This is a genomic window from Ottowia sp. (assembly GCF_016703145.1).
In the GTDB taxonomy this organism is placed as follows: Bacteria; Pseudomonadota; Gammaproteobacteria; order Burkholderiales; family Burkholderiaceae_C; genus Ottowia.
Genome location: NZ_JADJCO010000003.1, coordinates 589186 through 607611, shown reverse-complemented (window position 1 = coordinate 607611; position 18426 = coordinate 589186). Strand labels below are relative to the sequence as shown.

15 protein-coding genes and 1 pseudogene are annotated in these 18426 nt (G+C 66.4%); 7 read left to right on the top strand and 9 right to left on the bottom strand.

Features of this window, described 5'->3' with window-relative positions; all coding sequences use genetic code 11:
• Positions 1–203: 203 nt before the first annotated feature.
• The 6 genes from IPG65_RS06500 to dnaA form a co-directional block, all read right to left on the bottom strand.
• Positions 204–3089, bottom strand: coding sequence for a UvrD-helicase domain-containing protein (locus IPG65_RS06500; RefSeq protein ID WP_293188431.1), 2886 nt, complete (start codon positions 3087–3089; stop codon positions 204–206).
• Between the two features lie 2 nt (positions 3090–3091).
• On the bottom strand, positions 3092–3658 hold the full coding sequence (locus IPG65_RS06495) for a hypothetical protein (protein ID WP_293188430.1): 567 nt from the start codon (positions 3656–3658) through the stop codon (positions 3092–3094).
• Complete coding sequence (locus IPG65_RS06490) at positions 3658–4434, bottom strand: sigma-70 family RNA polymerase sigma factor (protein ID WP_293188429.1); 777 nt, start codon at positions 4432–4434, stop codon at positions 3658–3660. The genes IPG65_RS06495 and IPG65_RS06490 overlap by 1 nt, the downstream gene beginning before the upstream one ends.
• A 112-nt stretch (positions 4435–4546) precedes the next feature.
• Positions 4547–7138 (bottom strand): DNA topoisomerase (ATP-hydrolyzing) subunit B, encoded by a 2592-nt coding sequence (gyrB, locus tag IPG65_RS06485; RefSeq protein WP_293188428.1) that lies wholly within the window; start codon positions 7136–7138, stop codon positions 4547–4549.
• An 85-nt stretch (positions 7139–7223) separates the two neighbouring features.
• Positions 7224–8354, bottom strand: a complete 1131-nt coding sequence (gene dnaN / locus IPG65_RS06480) for a DNA polymerase III subunit beta (RefSeq protein WP_293188427.1) — start codon at positions 8352–8354, stop codon at positions 7224–7226.
• 110 nt (positions 8355–8464) lie between these two features.
• Positions 8465–9883, bottom strand: coding sequence for a chromosomal replication initiator protein DnaA (gene dnaA / locus IPG65_RS06475; RefSeq protein ID WP_293188426.1), 1419 nt, complete (start codon positions 9881–9883; stop codon positions 8465–8467).
• A 318-nt stretch (positions 9884–10201) separates the two neighbouring features.
• Between dnaA and rpmH the strand changes: the two genes are divergently transcribed.
• The 5 genes and pseudogenes from rpmH (at position 10202) to IPG65_RS06450 (ending at position 14191) form a co-directional block, all read left to right on the top strand.
• A complete protein-coding gene (gene rpmH, locus IPG65_RS06470; protein ID WP_124223019.1) occupies positions 10202–10336 on the top strand; it encodes a 50S ribosomal protein L34 in 135 nt (44 codons plus the stop codon).
• 72 nt (positions 10337–10408) lie between these two features.
• The gene (locus IPG65_RS06465; RefSeq protein WP_293188425.1) at positions 10409–10795 is read left to right on the top strand and encodes a ribonuclease P protein component; all 387 of its coding nucleotides are present in this window, start codon (positions 10409–10411) and stop codon (positions 10793–10795) included.
• Complete coding sequence (yidD, locus tag IPG65_RS06460) at positions 10792–11079, top strand: membrane protein insertion efficiency factor YidD (RefSeq protein WP_293188424.1); 288 nt, start codon at positions 10792–10794, stop codon at positions 11077–11079. Before IPG65_RS06465 ends, yidD begins: the two co-directional genes overlap by 4 nt.
• Positions 11076–12771: pseudogene (yidC, locus tag IPG65_RS06455) on the top strand (membrane protein insertase YidC). The gene yidD and the pseudogene yidC overlap by 4 nt, the downstream one beginning before the upstream one ends.
• A gap of 217 nt (positions 12772–12988) precedes the next feature.
• Complete coding sequence (locus IPG65_RS06450) at positions 12989–14191, top strand: CoA transferase (protein ID WP_293188423.1); 1203 nt, start codon at positions 12989–12991, stop codon at positions 14189–14191.
• A 131-nt stretch (positions 14192–14322) separates the two neighbouring features.
• On the opposite strand, the gene IPG65_RS06445 is transcribed toward IPG65_RS06450, so the two are convergent.
• The gene (locus IPG65_RS06445; protein WP_293188422.1) at positions 14323–15204 is read right to left on the bottom strand and encodes a Dyp-type peroxidase; all 882 of its coding nucleotides are present in this window, start codon (positions 15202–15204) and stop codon (positions 14323–14325) included.
• Between the two features lie 82 nt (positions 15205–15286).
• On the opposite strand from IPG65_RS06445, the gene mnmE reads away from it, so the two are divergent.
• The gene (mnmE, locus tag IPG65_RS06440; protein ID WP_293188421.1) at positions 15287–16693 is read left to right on the top strand and encodes a tRNA uridine-5-carboxymethylaminomethyl(34) synthesis GTPase MnmE; all 1407 of its coding nucleotides are present in this window, start codon (positions 15287–15289) and stop codon (positions 16691–16693) included.
• 122 nt (positions 16694–16815) lie between these two features.
• A complete protein-coding gene (locus tag IPG65_RS06435) occupies positions 16816–17316 on the top strand; it encodes a phospholipase D-like domain-containing protein (RefSeq protein WP_293188420.1) in 501 nt (166 codons plus the stop codon).
• Here the strand turns inward: IPG65_RS06435 and IPG65_RS06430 are convergent.
• Both IPG65_RS06430 and IPG65_RS06425 read right to left on the bottom strand, forming a co-directional pair.
• Positions 17274–17945: an IS630 family transposase gene (locus tag IPG65_RS06430; RefSeq protein ID WP_293187856.1), complete on the bottom strand. Its 672-nt coding sequence runs from the start codon at positions 17943–17945 to the stop codon at positions 17274–17276. The two genes, IPG65_RS06435 and IPG65_RS06430, sit on opposite strands and share 43 nt — an antisense overlap.
• Positions 17945–18388 carry a helix-turn-helix domain-containing protein gene (locus IPG65_RS06425; protein WP_293188419.1) on the bottom strand — a complete coding sequence of 148 codons (444 nt, stop codon included), beginning with the start codon at positions 18386–18388 and terminating at the stop codon, positions 17945–17947. The genes IPG65_RS06430 and IPG65_RS06425 overlap by 1 nt, the downstream gene beginning before the upstream one ends.
• Positions 18389–18426 lie beyond the last annotated feature (38 nt).

The following is an 18426-nucleotide window of genomic DNA, read 5'->3' as shown; positions in this document are numbered from 1 at the left end:
TGCCACGACCGGCACCCGCCCTGCCACACGCACCTGAGATGCTCTTCCTCGACACCGAATTCCGCAAGGCCGCAGACGATGGCGAACTCCTGAGCATTGGCATCGTCGGAGATTCGTGCGAGTTCTACGCGGAGCTGGACGAACACGGGGTGGCCTCCGTTCTCAGGGGGCATCGACGCAACCGTTTCCTGCAGCAAGAGGTACTACCCCAGTTCGGGCGCGTTTCCGGATCGCGGCACACCCTCGACGGAATGGCGCAAGCCGCGGCCCGCTGGCTGGCATCCCGGGATGGCCTCATGCATCTGCATGAACGAGCTCATCCGGCGCCGACCACCCACCTGAAGCAGGTGCGTGTACAAAAACCGTCGAGCGCAGGACTCGTAGAGCCCGACCGCATCTGAACTGAAGCGTGGTGTGCCAGAGAAGACGACTGGAATGAGCGCTTCGTCGGGAGCCGGAGGCATGACGGTAGTCGGCGTCACGGGCCGCTGATTGACTGGTCCGATTCGATCTAGGAACGGCGACAGCGGCCTAGCTCGACCGTTCGCCGCAGCGGTGGCCCCGTAGAACGCCAGACGATTTCGGGCGCGGGACATCGCGACGTAGAACAGGCACTCCTGCTCTTCGTTGTGGGCCGCCCTTGCAACTTCCTCGGCGCTTCCTTGCCCACCGGCGACCATGCCCGCCGGTGGCGGGCATTTCGATGTCCGAAGTGACCCTGGGATCGAGTCCTTGTTGACGCCGGCAATGTGGACCGCTGGAAACTCCAGCCCCTTCGAGCCGTGGATCGTCATCAGGCGGACTGCGTCGATACCCTGCGTTGCCGCAGGCAGTTGCCTCAGGTCTCTGTCGTCTCTGAGGCGCAGCAGCCTCCTCACGCGGTCGGAAAGCCGCTGGATCGGGAGGCCCTGGCCGCTTGGCTGAACCCGAACGAAGTTCATGAACTGCCAGATCGCAATGCCCTGGGCCTGCTCCGGCACGTTGGTCGAAGCAGAGATGCGTGCTGCCTGCCTGGTCCGATCCAACAGAAGAGTCGCCAGCACGGTCCAAGGCTGCGACATCGCATCGAAGCCAGCAAGGGCCGCATGGAGGGAGGACAGTGCCGCTTGCCCCGCAGCCGTCACCTCAGCGGGGGCGCCCAGTCGCCAAGCACCCGGCTCCGCGTTGGTGCCTCGCAGATGCTCAAAGACGCGAACTGCGTCCTCCAAACTCATCGTGAATTCCGGCCAGCAAGCGGTCCGGATCAGCCCCATCGCGCGCCGGTCAACGAGGAGCGTCAGCACGGCAACGAGGTCCTTCACCTCCGGCCGCTCAAACAGGCTGCCCAGGAAGAGCACCGGAATGCCTGCGCGCTCGAGTTCCCGTCCGACATCAGACAGCCGGTCATTCCCGCGGCATAGGACGGCCTGGTCGCGATACCGGTATCCTTCTGCGCGGAGCTCTTCAATGCCATCAGCGATAGCCGCCGTGAGCAAAGGCGTGATGCCCACCGTGATGACCTCAGGTAGCTTGCCACCAGGGCCTCGATCCGCTTCGAGCGCCTTCTCGCCATCCGCTGCAGACATGCCAGTGGCAAAAGTCGAAAAGGCATGGACCACTTCCTTGGTGGAGCGGTAGTTGACCTCCAGGCTGTCGCGTACCGCGCCAGGGAAATCCTCGCGTCCGAAGCGGGACATGTTGAACGACGAGGCACCGCGGAACCGGTAAATGGATTGCTTGGCGTCTCCCACCACCCACAGGTTGACGCCCGATGGCTTCAGCGCCGCCAGGAGCCGCACGCTGCTGCGGTTCACGTCCTGGTACTCGTCAACCAGGATGTGGTCATAGTCGCTCTGAAGCTGAGCTCGAATTGCCTCATCGCTCTCCAGCAGCAGCACCGGGCGCATGACTAGATCACCGAAGTCCACACACCGGGAGACTGCCTTCAGCTCCTCGTAACGCGCGTAGACCTTGGCGACCTCCGCTGCCTTCTCTGCTGCTTCCACCGCGCCCGGGTCGGTCGCTGCCATACGCATAGCTGTGGCCAGCACCTGATACCCCGCGGCATCAACAACCTCATCCTTTGCGCGTGACACCGCGGTCAAGATTTCAGCAGCGGTTTGCGATGGATCGTAGAGGTTGCGGTAATGGTTCAGGCCGAGCCGAGGGAACTCGTTCTCAAGAAGCTCCACGGCCTCGGTTCGATCCATCAGGCGGGGATCGGCCGGGAGGCCGCACCGGTCATTGAATCGCCGCAGGATGTCCAGGCCGAAGCTATGGAAGGTTCCGATGCAGAGTGCTGCGGCGTCCTTCGGCCGTTTCAACGCGATCCGCTCGGTCATCTCTCCAGCGGCCTTGTTCGAGAAGGTCAGGAGAAGGATGCGCCGTGGGTCAACGCCTTCATCCATCAAGCTTTCAACGCGTGCAACGAGCGTGCGGGTCTTCCCAGTTCCAGGCCCGGCCTGAAGTAGGAATGCCGCGCCACGATGCTGCGCCGCGTCCCGCTGCTTGTCGTTAAGAGGAATTCCAACGGAGTCGGCCTCAGCGACGACCGGAATGGCTGGCAGGAGCAGCGCATCGAGCATCTGCTGCGCAACGACTTCGAATGGAGCACCTAGCCGTCCTGCAATGTCAGAACAGGTTTGGCCCTGAGCCACATGCAGGTCGACGATCCGAGGCCTCGGTAGGAGAAGCTCTCTGGCAAAGAGGTCCATTTGGACTTCTCGACGCTGTCGGCGGCTGTAATCGACGACCCGGTCCATCCCGACGGGAGCGGCTTCCGAGGTGCGGGCCGGGTCGATGTGGGTCGCTGGTCCAGACGTCTCTTCTCCATCGCCCAGTTCGGCGTGCCCGATTTCGTGCGCAACCAGGAATGCTTGGTCGAAATGTGAACCTTCGGTCTCATGGATGATGAGAGGAAGGTCCGGGTCAAAGGAGGCTCGGCCGCCATCGAGCAGCGCGGCACCGGGAGCGCAGGTCTCGACGGCGATCCCGAGGTCGTTCGCTATGCCAACAGCGAACTCGTACGGGGACCATGGGTTGCGCCCGCGCTGGACGGCCTCATCGTGCAGTCGCCGAGCGCGCTGCCGAGCAAGCTCTATCGGGTCCATGACTACTCCTCAAGGAGTAGGTTCGAAATGCTCTGTTCGTCGACGCCAGCGTCTTGCAATACCCTCTCGAACGACACTTTCTCAGGAACTGCTGGCTTGACGGTCGACTTCCTTGCACGAGCTAGGGGAGCCTCGGGAGGAAGAGCGAGGTACGAGAGCAGTGTTTCGGTCGATGTCTGCAGCGCCTCAGCCATTTTCGCCAGAACGCGCCGGGGCAAGGTTGCGACCTCTATCCGACGCTCTCGGAACGCAAGGCCGACCTGCATAGGCAAGGACAGCACTTTGATGGCGTCGGCAAACGCCTTTGCTGGGGCAGCTTGCAGAGACTGAAGAGTTGCCGTGTTCTCCCGGAGGCGCGCCATACCCGCGGCGGCAAGGTCGAACTCAGCGGCGCCGGGCGGGGCATCATCGTCGAACTCCCGTGTCAACTCCATGGACAGGTCTATCAGGGCCAAGGAATGCTCAGGGTACTGGGTGAGGTATCGCTGCAGAACACTGGTTCCTGGCTCGAAGTCCATGGCGAGCGCTCTCAGGACATCATCTGCGGTGATTTGTGGTTGCTTAGCCATCACTTCTTCCCCTTGCGCTCAAGGCGCAGCTTCAGGGACGCAAAGGCCTTGTCGCGATGCGTGCGGACGGTCTTCTCCGATTTCCCCAGGACTTTGCTAATTGACTCGACCGAGGGGTCGTTGGACTCAATGGGAATGTCTTGGCGCCACATAACGACGATCCTCCGTTGGAACTCAGGTAGGCTGTCAATCGCCTCGTCAAGGAGGAGCCGGTAATCTTTTTTGTCGAGTTCGTCGGCGTCGAACGGGTTGTTGTGTCCGACGGCTGATTCGACCTGGGCGGAGACCTCGCCATCCTCGGTCTCAATTTCAGCAGTCCGGTTCTCCTGCTTCCAGTGTCGGTCGTTCGCATCCCGACGATCCGCCGCGACCGCGCTGTTGAAGTTGACCTCGTAGTAGTCGAGGCGGTCGTCGTATTGGTTCCGGTCGCTGAGCAGCAGGTCAACGAAGTGGTCGCGGACGGCCTCGCGGATGTTCATCCTGGTCATCGAGACCGTTTTGCCGTCGGCGTTGGCGACTGAGGGAACTCGGCGGGCCACACGGAGTAGAAGCTTCTCGGTCAGTTTCTCGCGGTGGGCGCCGGAGGCCGCGTTGCGCACGAAGTACAGCAGCGCTTCGGGGGAGACGTATCCGGGGTCGCTGACCTGCCATAGGTCAGCACGACGCTCCAGTTCTGCGGCACTGATTCCAGCGAGGGCTTGAATCTCGGTCTCTACCTTGTCTCGTCTGAAGTAAGGCGTGCCGTCGAGCTTGTGCTTACGGAGGGGGCGCGCCATGACCATCCCTCAGGCCTTACCCGTCAAAGGACGTGCTATCGACAAAAAGGTGTTCATAGTTTTCGCAACTTATGGTTCGCCGTTTCGCGTCTTATGCCTCGCTCTACAGCCCTCAGGCGTCGATGTTCACCGCCCGCAGCGCATTGGCCTCGATGAAGTCCCGCCGCGGCTCCACTTCGTCGCCCATCAGCGTGGTGAACACGTGGTCGGCCTCGATGGCGTCGTCGATCTGCACGCGCAGCAGGCGCCGCACGGTCGGGTCCATGGTGGTTTCCCACAGCTGCTCGGGGTTCATCTCGCCCAGGCCCTTGTAGCGCTGGCGCGTGGTGGTGCGCTCGGCCTCGGCGATGAGCCAGGCCATGGCCTCGCGGAAGCTGGCGACGCGCTCCTCGCGCTGGCGCTCGCCTTCGCCGCGCGTGACCTTGGCGCCGTCGCCCAGCAGGCCCTTGAAGGTGTGCGCCGCCTCGGCCAGGGCGGCGTAGTCGGCGCCGTGCACGAAGTCCTGCGTGATGACGCTGCTCTTGATGTTGCCGTGGTGCCGGCGGCTCAGGCGCAGCACGGGCTTGTCGGTGCGGGCGTCGAATTCGCTGGCGACTTCCGGGGCGCTGCCGTTGGCTTGCTGCTCGTGCAGGCGCCGCTGCAGGGCGATGGCGCTGGCCTCGGCTGCCTCGACGGTGTCCAGGTCGAGCGCCACGCCGCCGGCGATGGCGCGCAGCGCCTCGGCGTCCATGAAGCCGGACAGGCGCTCGATCACGCCCTCGGCCAGCTGGTGCTTGCGCGCCAGCTCGGCCAGGGTGTCGCCGCTGAACTGCCGCGTCGCCTCGCCGCCGGTGTGCACCGTGGCGTCCTTCAGCGCGACGCGCAGCAGGAAGGTGTCGAGCGCGGCGCCGTCCTTCAGGTACAGCTCTTCCTTGCCGGCCTTGACCTTGTACAGCGGCGGCTGGGCGATGTAGATGTGTCCGCGCTCGACCAGCTCGGCCATCTGGCGGTAGAAGAAGGTCAGCAGCAGGGTGCGGATGTGGGCGCCGTCCACGTCCGCGTCGGTCATGATGATGATGCGGTGGTAGCGCAGCTTGTCGATGTTGAAGTCGTCGGCGCCGCTGCGGCCGGAGTCGGCGGCGGTCTTGCCGATGCCGGTGCCCAGGGCGGTGATGAGGGTGACGATTTCGTTGCTGGTCAGCAGCTTTTCGTAGCGCGCGCGCTCGACGTTCAGGATCTTGCCGCGCAGCGGCAGGATGGCCTGGAACTTGCGATCGCGCCCCTGCTTGGCCGAGCCGCCGGCGGAGTCGCCCTCGACGATGTATATCTCGCACAGCGCTGGGTCCTTCTCCTGGCAGTCGGCCAGCTTGCCGGGCAAACCGAAGCCGTCGAGCACGCCCTTGCGGCGCGTCATCTCGCGCGCCTTGCGCGCGGCCTCGCGCGCGCGGGCGGCCTCGACGATCTTGCCGCAGAGGATCTTGGCGTCGTTCGGGCGCTCTTCCAGGTAGTCGGTCAGCGTTTTGGCGACGATGTCCTCGACCGGCGCGCGCACCTCGCTGGAGACCAGCTTGTCCTTGGTTTGGCTGCTGAACTTGGGCTCGGGCACCTTCACGCTCAGCACGCAGGTCAGGCCCTCGCGCATGTCATCGCCGCTGACTTCGACCTTGGCCTTTTTGGCCAGTTCGTTCTGCTCGATGTACTTGCCGATCACGCGTGTCATCGCCGCGCGCAGGCCCGTCAGGTGCGTGCCGCCGTCGCGCTGCGGGATGTTGTTGGTGAAGCACAGCACCTGCTCGTTGTAGCCGTCGTTCCACTGCATGGCCACCTCGACGCCGATCTCGGTGCCGGCGATGCCGCCGTAGCTGTCGGCCGGGCGCGTGCCCGTGGCGTGGAAGGCGTTGGGGTGCAGCACGCGCTTGCCGGTGTTGATGAAGTTGACGAAGCCCTTCACCCCGCCGGCGCCGGAGAAGTCGTCCTCTTTCCCGCTGCGCTCGTCGATCAGGCGGATGCGCACGCCGTTGTTCAGGAAGCTCAGCTCGCGCAGCCGCTTGCTCAGGATCTCGTAGTGGAACTCGCTGTTTTCCTTGAAGATCTCGGTGTCGGGCAGGAAGCGCACCTCGGTGCCGCGCTTCTCGGTGTCGCCGGTGATGCGCATCGGCGACACAAGGACAAGGCCCGAGGTGCCTTGTTGTTCCGTCGTTATTCTGTTCTGCACGAAGCCGCGGCAGAACTCCAGCTCGTGCTTCTTGCCCTCGCGCCGCACCGTCAGGCGCAGCGAGCTGGACAGCGCGTTCACGCAGCTCACGCCCACGCCGTGCAGGCCGCCCGAGACCTTGTAGCTGTTCTGGTTGAACTTGCCGCCGGCGTGCAGCTCGGTCAGCGCGATCTCGGCGGCCGAGCGCTTGGGCTCGTGCTTGTCGTCCATCTTCACGCCGGTGGGGATGCCGCGCCCGTTGTCCACCACGCTGACGGAGTTGTCGGTGTGGATAGTGACGACGATGTCGTCGCAGTAGCCCGCCAGCGCCTCGTCGATGGAGTTGTCCACCACCTCGAACACCAGGTGGTGCAGGCCGGTGCCGTCGCTGGTGTCGCCGATGTACATGCCCGGGCGCTTGCGCACCGCCTCCAGGCCTTCCAGGATCTGGATGGCGCCCTCGCCGTAGCCGCCTTCGCCGCTCGGGCTGTCCGGGCGCGGGGTATCGGGGGTCTGGCTGGAATCGGTCATCACTTCTCTTTCGCTCTTTTGAAGGCCAAAACCCGCCAGGGCTGGCGGGTTTGTTGCGCTGACAGCTCCTGAAAAAGGAGCGCCGTCAGATGCGCATCGGCATCACCACATACTTGAACTCGGCGTTGTCGGGCAGGGTCAGCAGCGCCGAGCTGTTGGCGTCCTGCAGCTCGATGCGGATCATTTCCTCCTGGCTCATGTTGGCCAGGGCGTCGATCAGGTAGGTGACGTTGAAGCCGATCTCGATCGGGTCGCCGTCGTAGTCGATGTCGAGCTCGTCCACGGCTTCTTCCTGCTCGGCATTGCTGGAGGCGATGCGCAGGGTGCCGGGCTCGAAGTTGAGGCGCACGCCCTTGAACTTGTCGCTGGTCAGGATCGCGGTGCGCTGCAGGCTGGCCAGCAGCGGCGCGCGGCCGAGGGTGACGCCGTTCTGGTGGTTCTTGGGGATCACGCGGTTGTAGTCGGGGAACTTGCCCTCGACCAGCTTGGTGACGAACTCCATGCCGCCGAAGCTGAACTTGGCCTGGTTGCCGGCGAACTGCATCTCGATCATCGGCGCCTCCTGCCCCTCGGGCGCGGTGGCGTCGGACAGCAGGCGCTGCAGCTCGATCACGGTCTTGCGCGGCAGGATGACCTCCTGCTTGGGCACCTCGACTTGAAGCGTGGCGCTGGAGAACGCCAGGCGGTGGCCGTCGGTGGCCACGAGCGAGAGCTGCCGGCCCTCGGCCACGAACAGGATGCCGTTGAGGTAATAGCGGATGTCGTGCACCGCCATGGCGAAGGCCACCTGGTCGAGCAGGCTCTTCAGCGTCTTCTGCGGCACCTGGAAGGCGGGGCCGAAGCTGGGCGATTCCTGCACCAGGGGGAAGTCCTCGGCCGGCAGGGTTTGCAGCGTGAACTTGCTCTTGCCGCCCTTGAGGATGAGCTTGGACTGCTGCGACTCCAGGCTGACGACCTGGTCGGCCGGCATGGTGCGCAGGATGTCGATCAGCTTGCGCGCGCCGACGGTGGTGCTGAAGCCGGCCGCGTCGCCGCCCAGCTCGGCGGCGGTGCGGATCTGGATTTCGAGGTCGCTGGTGGTGAGCTGCGTGGCCTCGCCCGCCTTGCGGATCAGCACGTTGGCCAGCACCGGCAGGGTGTGGCGCCGCTCCACGATGCCCGACACGGACTGAAGCGCCGCCAGCAGCCTGTCTTGGGTGGTCTTCAGAACGATCATGTCTTCCTCTTGTTCCTCGTCGTGATGATGGGACGGCGGCCGGCGGCGGCGAACCCTGTATTGTCGCCGGTTTTACCGGCGGCCCCGCTGGGCGCGGGGCATCGCCGGCGTCATCCCTTCAGGGTCTGTTCGAGCACGTGCAACTGCTGGTTCAGCTCGGTCAACTGCTGGCGCTCGCCCGCGATCTTGCGCACCGCGTGCAGCACGGTGGTGTGGTCGCGGCCGCCGAACAATTCGCCGATCTCGGGCAGGCTCTTCTGCGTCAGCTCCTTGGCCAGGTACATGGCGATCTGGCGCGGCCGGGCGATGGAGGCCGGCCGCTTCTTGCTGTACATGTCGGCCACCTTGATCTTGTAGTAGTCCGCCACCGTTTTCTGGATGTTCTCCACGCTGATCTGCCGGTTCTGGATCGACAGCAGGTCGCGCAGCGCTTCGCGCGCGAGCTGGATGGACACGTCCTTCTGGTTGAAGCGCGAATAAGCCAGGATCTTGCGCAGCGCGCCTTCGAGCTCACGCACGTTGGAGCGCACGTTCTTGGCCACGAAGAAGGCCACTTCTTCGGGCATCTCCGCGCTTTCGGCGTGCGCCTTGTTCATCAGGATCGCCACGCGCATCTCCAGCTCGGGCGGCTCGATCGCGACCGTCAGGCCGGAGTCGAAGCGCGACACCAGCCGCTCGTGGATGTCCGTCAGGCCCTTGGGGTAGGTGTCGCTCGTCATCACGATGTGCGACTTCTTCGCCAGCAGGGCCTCGAAGGCGTTGAAGAACTCCTCCTGCGTGCGGTCCTTGTTGGCGAAGAACTGCACGTCGTCGATCAGCAGCAGGTCGAGCGAGTGGTAGCGCTCCTTGAACTCGTCGAAGGTCTTGCGCTGGTAGGCCTTGACCACATCCGAGACGAACTGCTCGGCATGGATGTAGAGAACCTTGGCGTCCGGCCGGTCGGCCAGCAGCTTGTTGCCCACCGCGTGCATCAGGTGCGTCTTGCCCAGGCCGACGCCGCCGTAGATGAACAGCGGGTTGTACAGCCGCCCCGGCGCGCCCGCCACGTGCAGGGCGGCGGCGCGCGCCATGCGGTTGGCCGAGCCCTCGACCAGGGCCTCGAAGGTCAGGCCGGTGTTCAGGCGGCTGCGGTGGGCGCCTGGCGCGGGTTCTTCGGCGGGAGGGCGCGCGTCCTGGGGTTCGGCCGCTTCGGCCGCCCCAGAAAGTGGCTTGGAAACGTCGGAAACCCCTGATTTCGTGGGCGATGACCGAGGAGCAAGCGCTAACTCTAGTTGAATCGGCTGACCATGCAGTTTCTCCAGGATGGCGACGATGCGTGCCGCGTACTGCGCGCGCACCCAGTCCAGCTTGAAGCGGTTGGCCACCAGCACGGTCAAGCGGGAGAAATCAGGCGCCACCTGGGCCGACAAGGGCTTGATCCAGGTGTTGAATTGCTGCTCAGGCAGTTCCTGCGCCAGCACATCCAGGCAGGCGGGCCAAAGGGTCGGACCCGTCTCGGATGCCGGGTGGGCCGCGAGCTGTTCTTGCATGAAGGGGGAGTTGGCTTGTGGATAAATTCCCGGCACCGGGTCGCTGCATTGTACGGGCCGGCCACGTTGTCCACAAACCGCGGCGCTCTTCCCGGCGGCGTGTCGAACTGCCCGGTGCGGGCCGCGGATTGGAGCGTTGGCGAATATTTGCGATAATGCGGGGTTTTCCTTGGCGGCGGGATGGATGCCCGCTGCGCGGATGGCGGGGCGGCCCCTGGCGGATTGCCCGTGACCCCATGCCGCACCGGGGCGGCGCCAAGCCGGCCCAGGAACCACTCCACGGCACACAGAGATTCAACCTCCAAAGGACGATTTGTCATGAAACGCACCTACCAGCCCTCGAAGACGCGCCGTGCGCGCACGCACGGCTTCCTGGTCCGCATGAAGACGCGCGGCGGCCGCGCGGTCATCAAGGCGCGCCGCGCCAAGGGCCGCAAGCGCCTGGCGGTCTGATTTCCTTGCGGCGGATGCGCGCGCGATGGGTGAGCCGCTGGCGTCTGCCTGGCCGGGTTTGAGCGCGCGCGCATGCAGCGTCTGCGCACGCGAGCCCAGTTCCAGGCGCTGCTGGCCCGCCCGCCGGTGGCGCGCACGGCCCATTTCGTCTTGCACCGGCTGCCCTTGCCGACGCCGGACGACCCTGCGGCTGACGGCCTGTTCAAGCCCGGCGACGTGGCCTGGCTGGGCGCCATGGCGCCCAAGCGCTGGGCGCGCCGCGCCGTGACGCGCAACGCCATCCGCCGGCAGGTCTACGCCGTGGGTGAAAGCGCCCTGTCTCCGCTGGCCACCGGCGCTCGCCTGGTGCGGCTGCGGGCCGCGTTCGCGCCGGCGCAGTTTCCCAGCGCCTCCTCGGCGGCGCTGCGGCGCGCGGTGCGCGCCGAGCTGATTCAACTGTTCGCGCGGGAGCCGGCATGATCCGGGCCGCGCTGATCGCCATCGTCCGGGCCTACCGGCTGCTGCTGTCACCCTGGCTGGGCTCGGCCTGCCGCTTCGAGCCGACCTGCTCGCGCTACGCCATCGAGGCGCTGGAGCGGCATGGCGCGGCCATGGGCAGCTACCTCACGCTGCGCCGGCTGGCGCGCTGCCAGCCCTGGTGCGCGGGCGGCTGCGATCCGGTGCCCGCGGCCCGGCCCCGTCTTTTCACCCGCCTGCCGGGCCTGGCCGCCGAGCCGCCCGCCAAGACTTCCGAGCCGACATGAACGACATCCGACGCACCATCCTCTGGGTGATCTTTGCCTTCTCGCTGGTCATGCTGTGGGACCAGTGGCAGGTGCACAACGGCCGCAAGGCCACCTTCTTCCCCAGCGCCTCGGCGCCGGCCGCCACACCCAGCGCGCCGGCTTCGGCGGCGGCGCCAAGCGCCACGGCGGCCGCCGCCGCGCCCGGGCGCCTTGCCGGCGCTGCCCGCCGGCGGGCCGATCCCCGGGGCGCCCGACGCGGCCGCGATCCCGCGCGAGCGCATCGAGGTCACGACCGACGTGCTCAAGCTGGTGTTCGACACCGAGGGCGGCTCGGTGATCCGCAGCGAATTTCTCAGGCACCACGAGCAGGGGCACGCGGACCGCCCCTTCGTGCTGCTCGACACCAGCGCCGACCGCGTCTACCAGGCGCAGTCGGGCTTGATCGGGGGCCCGTTCCCCAACCACAAGGCGGCGATGAAGTTCAGCGGCGAGCGGCAACTGGCCGACGGCACGAACGAGCTGGTGCTGCGCTTCGAGTCGCCCGAGATGGGCGGCGTGCGGCTGGTCAAAACCTACACGCTCAAGCGCGGCGCCTACGTCGTGGACGTCCGGCACGAGGTCATCAACGCCGGCGGCCAGGCCGTCAACCCACAGCTCTACGTGCAATTGGTGCGCGATGGCAACAAGCCGGCGGGCGAATCGTCGTTCTACTCCACCTTCACCGGTCCGGCCTTCTACACCGAGGCCAAGAAGTTCCAGAAGGTCGATTTCTCCGACATCGAGAAGGGCAAGGCCGATTTCGTCACCGCCTCGCCGGACGGCTGGGTGGCCATGGTGCAGCACTACTTCGCCAGCGCCTGGCTGCTGCCCACCGGCACCGCGCACGACAACTTCGCGCGCAAGGTGGACAGCAACCTGTACGCCGCCGGCATGATCGCGCCCGTGGGCGAGGTGGCGCCGGGCGCCAGCCGCGCCGTGGCCACGCGCCTGTTCGTCGGCCCGCAGGAAGAAAAGATGCTGGAAGGCGTCGCCCCCGGCCTGGAGCTGGTCAAGGACTACGGCTGGCTCACCATCCTGTCCAAGCCGCTGTACTGGCTGCTCGACCAGTTGCACGGCTTCATCGGCAACTGGGGCTGGGCGATCGTCGCGCTGGTGGTGCTGCTGAAGATCGCCTTCTACTGGCTCAACGCCAAGGCCTACGCCAGCATGGCCAAGATGAAGGCCATCAGCCCCAAGGTCACGGCCCTGCGCGAGCGCCTGAAGGACAGCCCGCAGCAGATGCAGATGGAGATGATGCGCATCTACCGCGAGGAGAAGGTCAACCCCATGGGCGGCTGCCTGCCCATCATGATCCAGATCCCCGTGTTCATCGCGCTGTACTGGGTGCTGCTGTCGTCGGTGGAGATGCGCGGCGCGCCCTGGATCCTGTGGATCAAGGACTTGTCGGTGCGCGACCCGTACTTCATCCTGCCCGTCGTCATGACCATGAGCACGTTGCTTCAGACGGCCCTGAATCCCGCGCCGCCGGATCCCATGCAGGCCAAGCTGATGTGGTTCATGCCGCTGGCGTTCAGCGTGATGTTCTTCTTCTTCCCCGCTGGCCTGGTGCTGTACTGGATCACCAACAACATCCTGTCCATCGCGCAGCAGTGGATCATCAACACCCGCATGGGCGTGCCGCCGCAGTTCAACCTGCCCAAGTTCTCCTGACGGCGCGAAATCCTGGATGACCCCAAAACCCCGGCCTGCGCGCCGGGGTTTTTTCTTCTCGGGGCGATGCTTCGGTCCGGTGGACGAGGGCTGCGCCGCGGCCATCTTCTATGATCAGCGGCCCGCACGGTCAGGACAGCAGCCCGGCCGGCGGCCAGGCCCGCCAGCCCCCGCCGGCGAGGCGCCGACAAAAGCAACATCACCAGTGAGACAAACCATGAGCAATATCTTCGACGGCCTCCGCGTCATCGACTGCAGCAGCTTCATCGCCGCGCCCGGTGCCGCGACGGTGCTGTCCGACTTCGGTGCCGACGTGATCAAGATCGAGCCGCCCGGCGTCGGCGACGCCGGCCGCAACCTGTCGCGCCTGCCTGGCAACCCCAAGACCGACCAGTCCTACGGCTGGCTGCTGGACAACCGCAACAAGCGCGGCATGGTGATCGACCTGACCCAGCCCGACGGTCAGGCCGTGCTGCACCGGCTGGCCAGCCAGGCGGACGTGTTCATCACCAACTACCCGCTGGCCGTGCGCAAAAAGCTCAAACTGGGCTACGAGCAGCTCGCCCCGCTGAACGAGCGGATGGTGTACGCCTCCTTCACCGGCTACGGCGAGCGCGGCGCCGAAGCCTCCAAGCCCGGCTTCGACATGACCGCCTACTGGGCCCGCTCCGGCCTCATGGATGGCTGCCGTCCGGACGCCGGCCTGCCGCCCGCGCGCGCGCTCACCGGCATGGGCGACCATCCGTCGGCGCTGGGGCTGTTCGGCGCCATCATGGTCGGGCTGTACCAGCGCGAGCGCACCGGGCGCGGCTCGGAGGTGGGCTCCTCGCTCATCGCCAACGGCTTCTGGGCCAACGGCTTCAACGTGCAGGCCGCGCTGTGCGGGGCCACCTTCTACGCCCGGCCGCCGCGCGAGCAACTGTTCAACGCACTCACCGCCTACTACCGCTGCCGCGACGGCAAGTGGCTGATCCTGACCCTGCTCAACGAAGAGCGCCACTGGCCCGTGCTGACCAAGTGCCTGGGCCGCGAGGTGCTGGTCGACGACCCCCGTTTCGCCAAGCAGGCCGACCGCTTCAAGCACTCCCACGCGCTGATCGCCGAGTTGGACGCCGCTTTCGCCACGCGCGATCGCGCCGAGTGGCGGCAAATCCTGAATGCGGCCGGGCTGGTGTTCGAGATCGTCGCCAGCGCCGAGGACACCGCCACCGACCAGCAGGCCATCGACGCCGGGGTGCTGGTGCCGTTCGAGAACGACACCCTGATGACCGTGGACAGCCCGCTGCACGTGGCCGGCGTTGCCAAGGTGAAGCCGCGCAAGGCGCCCGACGTGGGCCAGCACACCGATGAAGTCCTGCGCGAGGCGGGCTACGACGCCGCCGAGATCGCCCGCCTGCGCGACGGCAAGGCGGTGGCTTGACCCACTCTCGGTGCGTCTCGTTTGCTATATAAAGAATAGCTATTGGCGCAATGAGTACGTGGGCTAAAGGCCGATTTCATTGAAAATTTCCACCCCTGCGAGGGTGGGCGCCGGCGGCTAGGGCCGGCCCGTCAGATTCCCAGCGCGCCCAGATCCACGCGCCCGTCCTTCACCGGCGGGCACCAGAAGTAGGCGCCCGTCACCGGCCGCGTGAAGGTGAAGAGACCGTCCGTCACGCCGTCTTCCACGCCCATCATGCGGCGCCACTGCATCTCGAAGGCGTCCAGCGAGTGGCCGAAGCCGACGAACATGGTGCCGCCGCGCAGGCCCTCGCCCCAGGCCATGTTGCGCCGCAGGATGTGCGCGTCGGTCTTGAAGCTGTCCTGGTCCGTGCGCTTGACGTGCGACGACGCCGGCGCATCCTTGTACTCGCTGTTGTCGGCGTGGTGGCGGCCGATCACGTCGTCCATGCGGCCGGCCGCCTGCTGCGCGGCCAGGCGGGCGAAGTCGTGCCGCCATTGCTGCACGGCAACGAAGCTAGCCCCCCGCGCGTCAATGGCGGCCGCGACGGCTTTGTCGCCCTCGGGGTTCTCGGTGCCGTCCTCGTAGCTCGACAGGTCGCGGTTGACCGCCCCGCCGTGGCGGAAGCCGTCCGCGCAGGCCTGCAGCGCGAAAGCCGGCGCCAAAACCTTGGCCACCTGCTGCGCGCGCAGCAGCAAGTCGCCCCGGTCGTCGCCGCGCAGCCAGCACCACAGCGCCCCCGGCGTGGCCGGCGCATCCACGCCCGGCGCGGCGATCTGAGGGAAGTCGCGCAGCCCTGCCACCGGCCGGCCCAGCGCCACCGCCAGCGTCTGTCCCACGCCCAGCACCAGCGCCCGGCCGTCGGCCAGCGGCGCCAGGGCGCGCAGCGCGGCGGGCGCCTGCGTCACATCGAACAGGGTGAAGCTGAGGTAGCACGCCAGCGGCGGCGTGGTTTGCAGGATGGCGGCTTGGCAGTGGTCGGCGGCGAGCATGGGCAGGGCCTCGTGGCTTGTTGGGGGGTACGGAAAGCGTCGAACAGTGGGAATGATAGGGCGCAAGCTACCATCCCCCGCCATGCCCATCCCGCCGCCCCGCTCCACGCCCGATCCGATCGCCGCCATCGCCACCGCGCCCGGGCGCGGCGCGGTGGGCATCGTGCGCGTGTCCGGGCCCGACCTGCGCGCGCTGGCCCAGGCCCTGTGCGGGCGCGTGCTGGCGCCGCGCGAGGCCAGCTACGGCCCCTTTCTGGACGAAGGCGGCGCGCCCATCGACCAGGGCCTGGCCCTCCACTTCCCGGCACCGCGCTCGTACACCGGCGAGGACGTTCTGGAGCTGCAGGCGCACGGCGGCCCGGTGGTGCTGCAGTTGCTGCTGGCGCGCTGCCTGCAGGCCGCCGCCGAGGTCGATCCGGCCGCCGGCCTGCCGCGCCTGCCCCGCCTGCGCCTGGCGCGGCCGGGCGAATTCACCGAGCGTGCGTTTTTGAACGGCAAGCTGGACCTGGCGCAGGCCGAGGCCGTGGCCGACCTGATCGACGCCAGCACCGCCGCCGCCGCGCGCTCAGCCAGCCGGTCGCTGGCGGGCGAGTTCTCGCGCGCGGTGCACGCGCTGCGCGATGGCCTCGTTCACCTGCGCATGCTGATCGAGGCCACGCTGGACTTTCCTGAAGAAGAAATCGACGTTCTGTCGGCGCACGATGTGCGCGGACAGCTATCAAACTTGCAGCAATCCCTGGCCGGCGTGCAGGCGCGCGCGCGCCAGGGCGCGCTGCTGCGCGAGGGCATCAAGGTGGTCATCGCCGGCCAGCCCAACGCTGGCAAGAGCAGCCTGCTGAACGCGCTGGCGGGCGCCGAGCTGGCCATCGTCACCCCCATCGCCGGCACCACGCGCGACGTGGTGCAGCAGACCATCCAGATCGACGGCGTGCCGCTGCACGTGCTCGACACCGCCGGCCTGCGCGAGAGCGGCGACGAGGTGGAGCGCATCGGCATCGCGCGTGCCTGGGACCACATCGAAAGCGCCGACGCCGTGCTGTGGCTGCACGACCTCACGCGCCGCGATGCGCCGGACTACATCGCGGCGGAAAGCGTGATCGAACGCAAGCTGCCCGCCGCGGTGCCCGTGCTGCACCTGTGGAACAAGCACGACGCCGCGCCCGGCGCCGCCGTGCCGCCTGACGGCCTGCTGCTGTCCGCGCGCACCGGCGAAGGCCTGAACGAGTTGCGCCAGCGCCTGCTGCATCTGGCCGGCTGGCAGGGCGGCGCGGGCGAGGGCTTGTTTCTGGCGCGCGAACGCCACCTGCAGGCACTGGCCCAGGCCGCCGGCCACCTGCACGATGCCGGCGCCCACCTCCAAGGCCCCGCGCTCGACCTGCTGGCCGAGGAGCTGCGCCTGGCGCAGAACGCGCTGGGCGCGATCACCGGCGAGTTCACGGCCGATGACCTGCTGGGGGTCATCTTTGCGCGCTTCTGCATCGGCAAATGAGTTGGCATCCATGTCCCGTCTGCTGGCCTTGATGGTCGTCGGCGATGACAAGCCGACCGGCCGATCAAGTCAACGGCAAAGGCGTGTGCGAAGTGGCGCCGCACCAATCAATCGGGTGAGAAATGAGTACTCAAAGAAACATCATTAGCCACGGCATTCGCGACAATCACACCCGTGGCAAGGTCGCCGACTTTCTCGCCGAGAAGATGGCTGTAGGCAGCCACCTCTCCGTGGTGTCGGCCTACTTCACCATCTACGCCTACGATGTGCTGCCCAGCCAGCTTGACCAGATCGACCATCTGAACTTCTTGTTCGGCGAGCCCCGCTTCATCGCTTCGCTTGATCCGGAGAAGACCGACAAGAAAGCCTTCAAGATCGAAGATGAAGGCCTGGAGTTGGCCAATCGCCTGCAACAGAAGGAAATCGCTCGTCGTTGCGCTGAATGGCTGCGCGACAAGGTCGATATCCGCTCGGTACGCCAGGCTAATCTCTTGCACGGCAAGCTGTACCACATTGACGATGGCCGACGTGAACACGCCCTGCTGGGTAGTTCCAACTTCACCCGGCGTGGACTAGTACATCAACACGCAAATTTCGGAACGAAATGCGTAGCGAGTTTCTGATCCGCATCCTGTCGAGTGAACCGCCATTCGATGGTTCGTCGCTGGTCGTTGCGCGCCTGCTGCCAAGCATCAACCTCGGATCGCAGCAGGTCGCGGTTGGGGATTCGCCGGTCCAGGCATTGACGACTCAAGATGCCGATCTCGATCTCCGCCATGTTCAGCCAACTCGCGTGCTTGGGTGTGTGGTGGAACTGCACGCGACGCAAGAGCCTTGCGGCCGCGCGCCGGCCCAGCACATCGTCGAAGCACTTTCTGAAGTGAGTGTTCAGGTTGTCCAGCACCAGATGAACACGGCGTGCCTGGGCGTATGCGCCGGTGAGAAGCTCGCCGATGAAGGCCACGAAGTCAACCTTGCCCCGGTGCGCGGTGACCGAGACGATGCGCTGGCCGGCCTTGGGTTCCACGGCCACGAACAGATTGGTGGTGCCGTGGCGCTTGTACTCGTAGTCCTGTTTGAGCGGGCTGTGCGAGGCCATGGGCAGCGCCTCGCGACCGTGACCGAGGAGTTGCAAGCTCTTCTCGTCGATGCAGATCACGGGTTCGGCCTTGGACACCGGCCGCGCATACAGCTCGAGCAGGTTGTACATGCGCGCGCGGTACTCCTCGGTCAACGCCCCGATGCACCACATCAGTCGGCGCCAGGGCTTGAGGTCGTTTTTTTGAGCATGCGTCGCACGGTTTCCCGACTCACCGTGCCCAGACCGGGCTCCTGGCGGGCAGCACGTTCGAGTTCGACCATCGTCCAGCGCTGCCGGCCCTTGGGAGGCGCCGAGCAGGCCAGTGCCGTCACCCGCGCTTGGGCGTCGGTGTCATACGCCGGAGGTCGACCCGAGCGCGCCACGTCGAACACCGCCAGGTCGACCCCACCTTGCAGATACGCCGCGCGGGTGCGCCACACGGCGGTGCGACCGATGCCCAGCACGGCCATGATCCGGGCCTCCGGGATGCCCCGATCCAGGCATGACAGCACATGAGCGCGATTGACCTCCCGCGAAGAATGAACACCCTTGCTGCGAATTTCCTCGATGACCGAGCGATCCTCCTCGCTCAAGTGCAGTTCGGTCTGGCGCATGACAACTCCTTCGTGAGCCAAGTGGCAACGAATGGAGT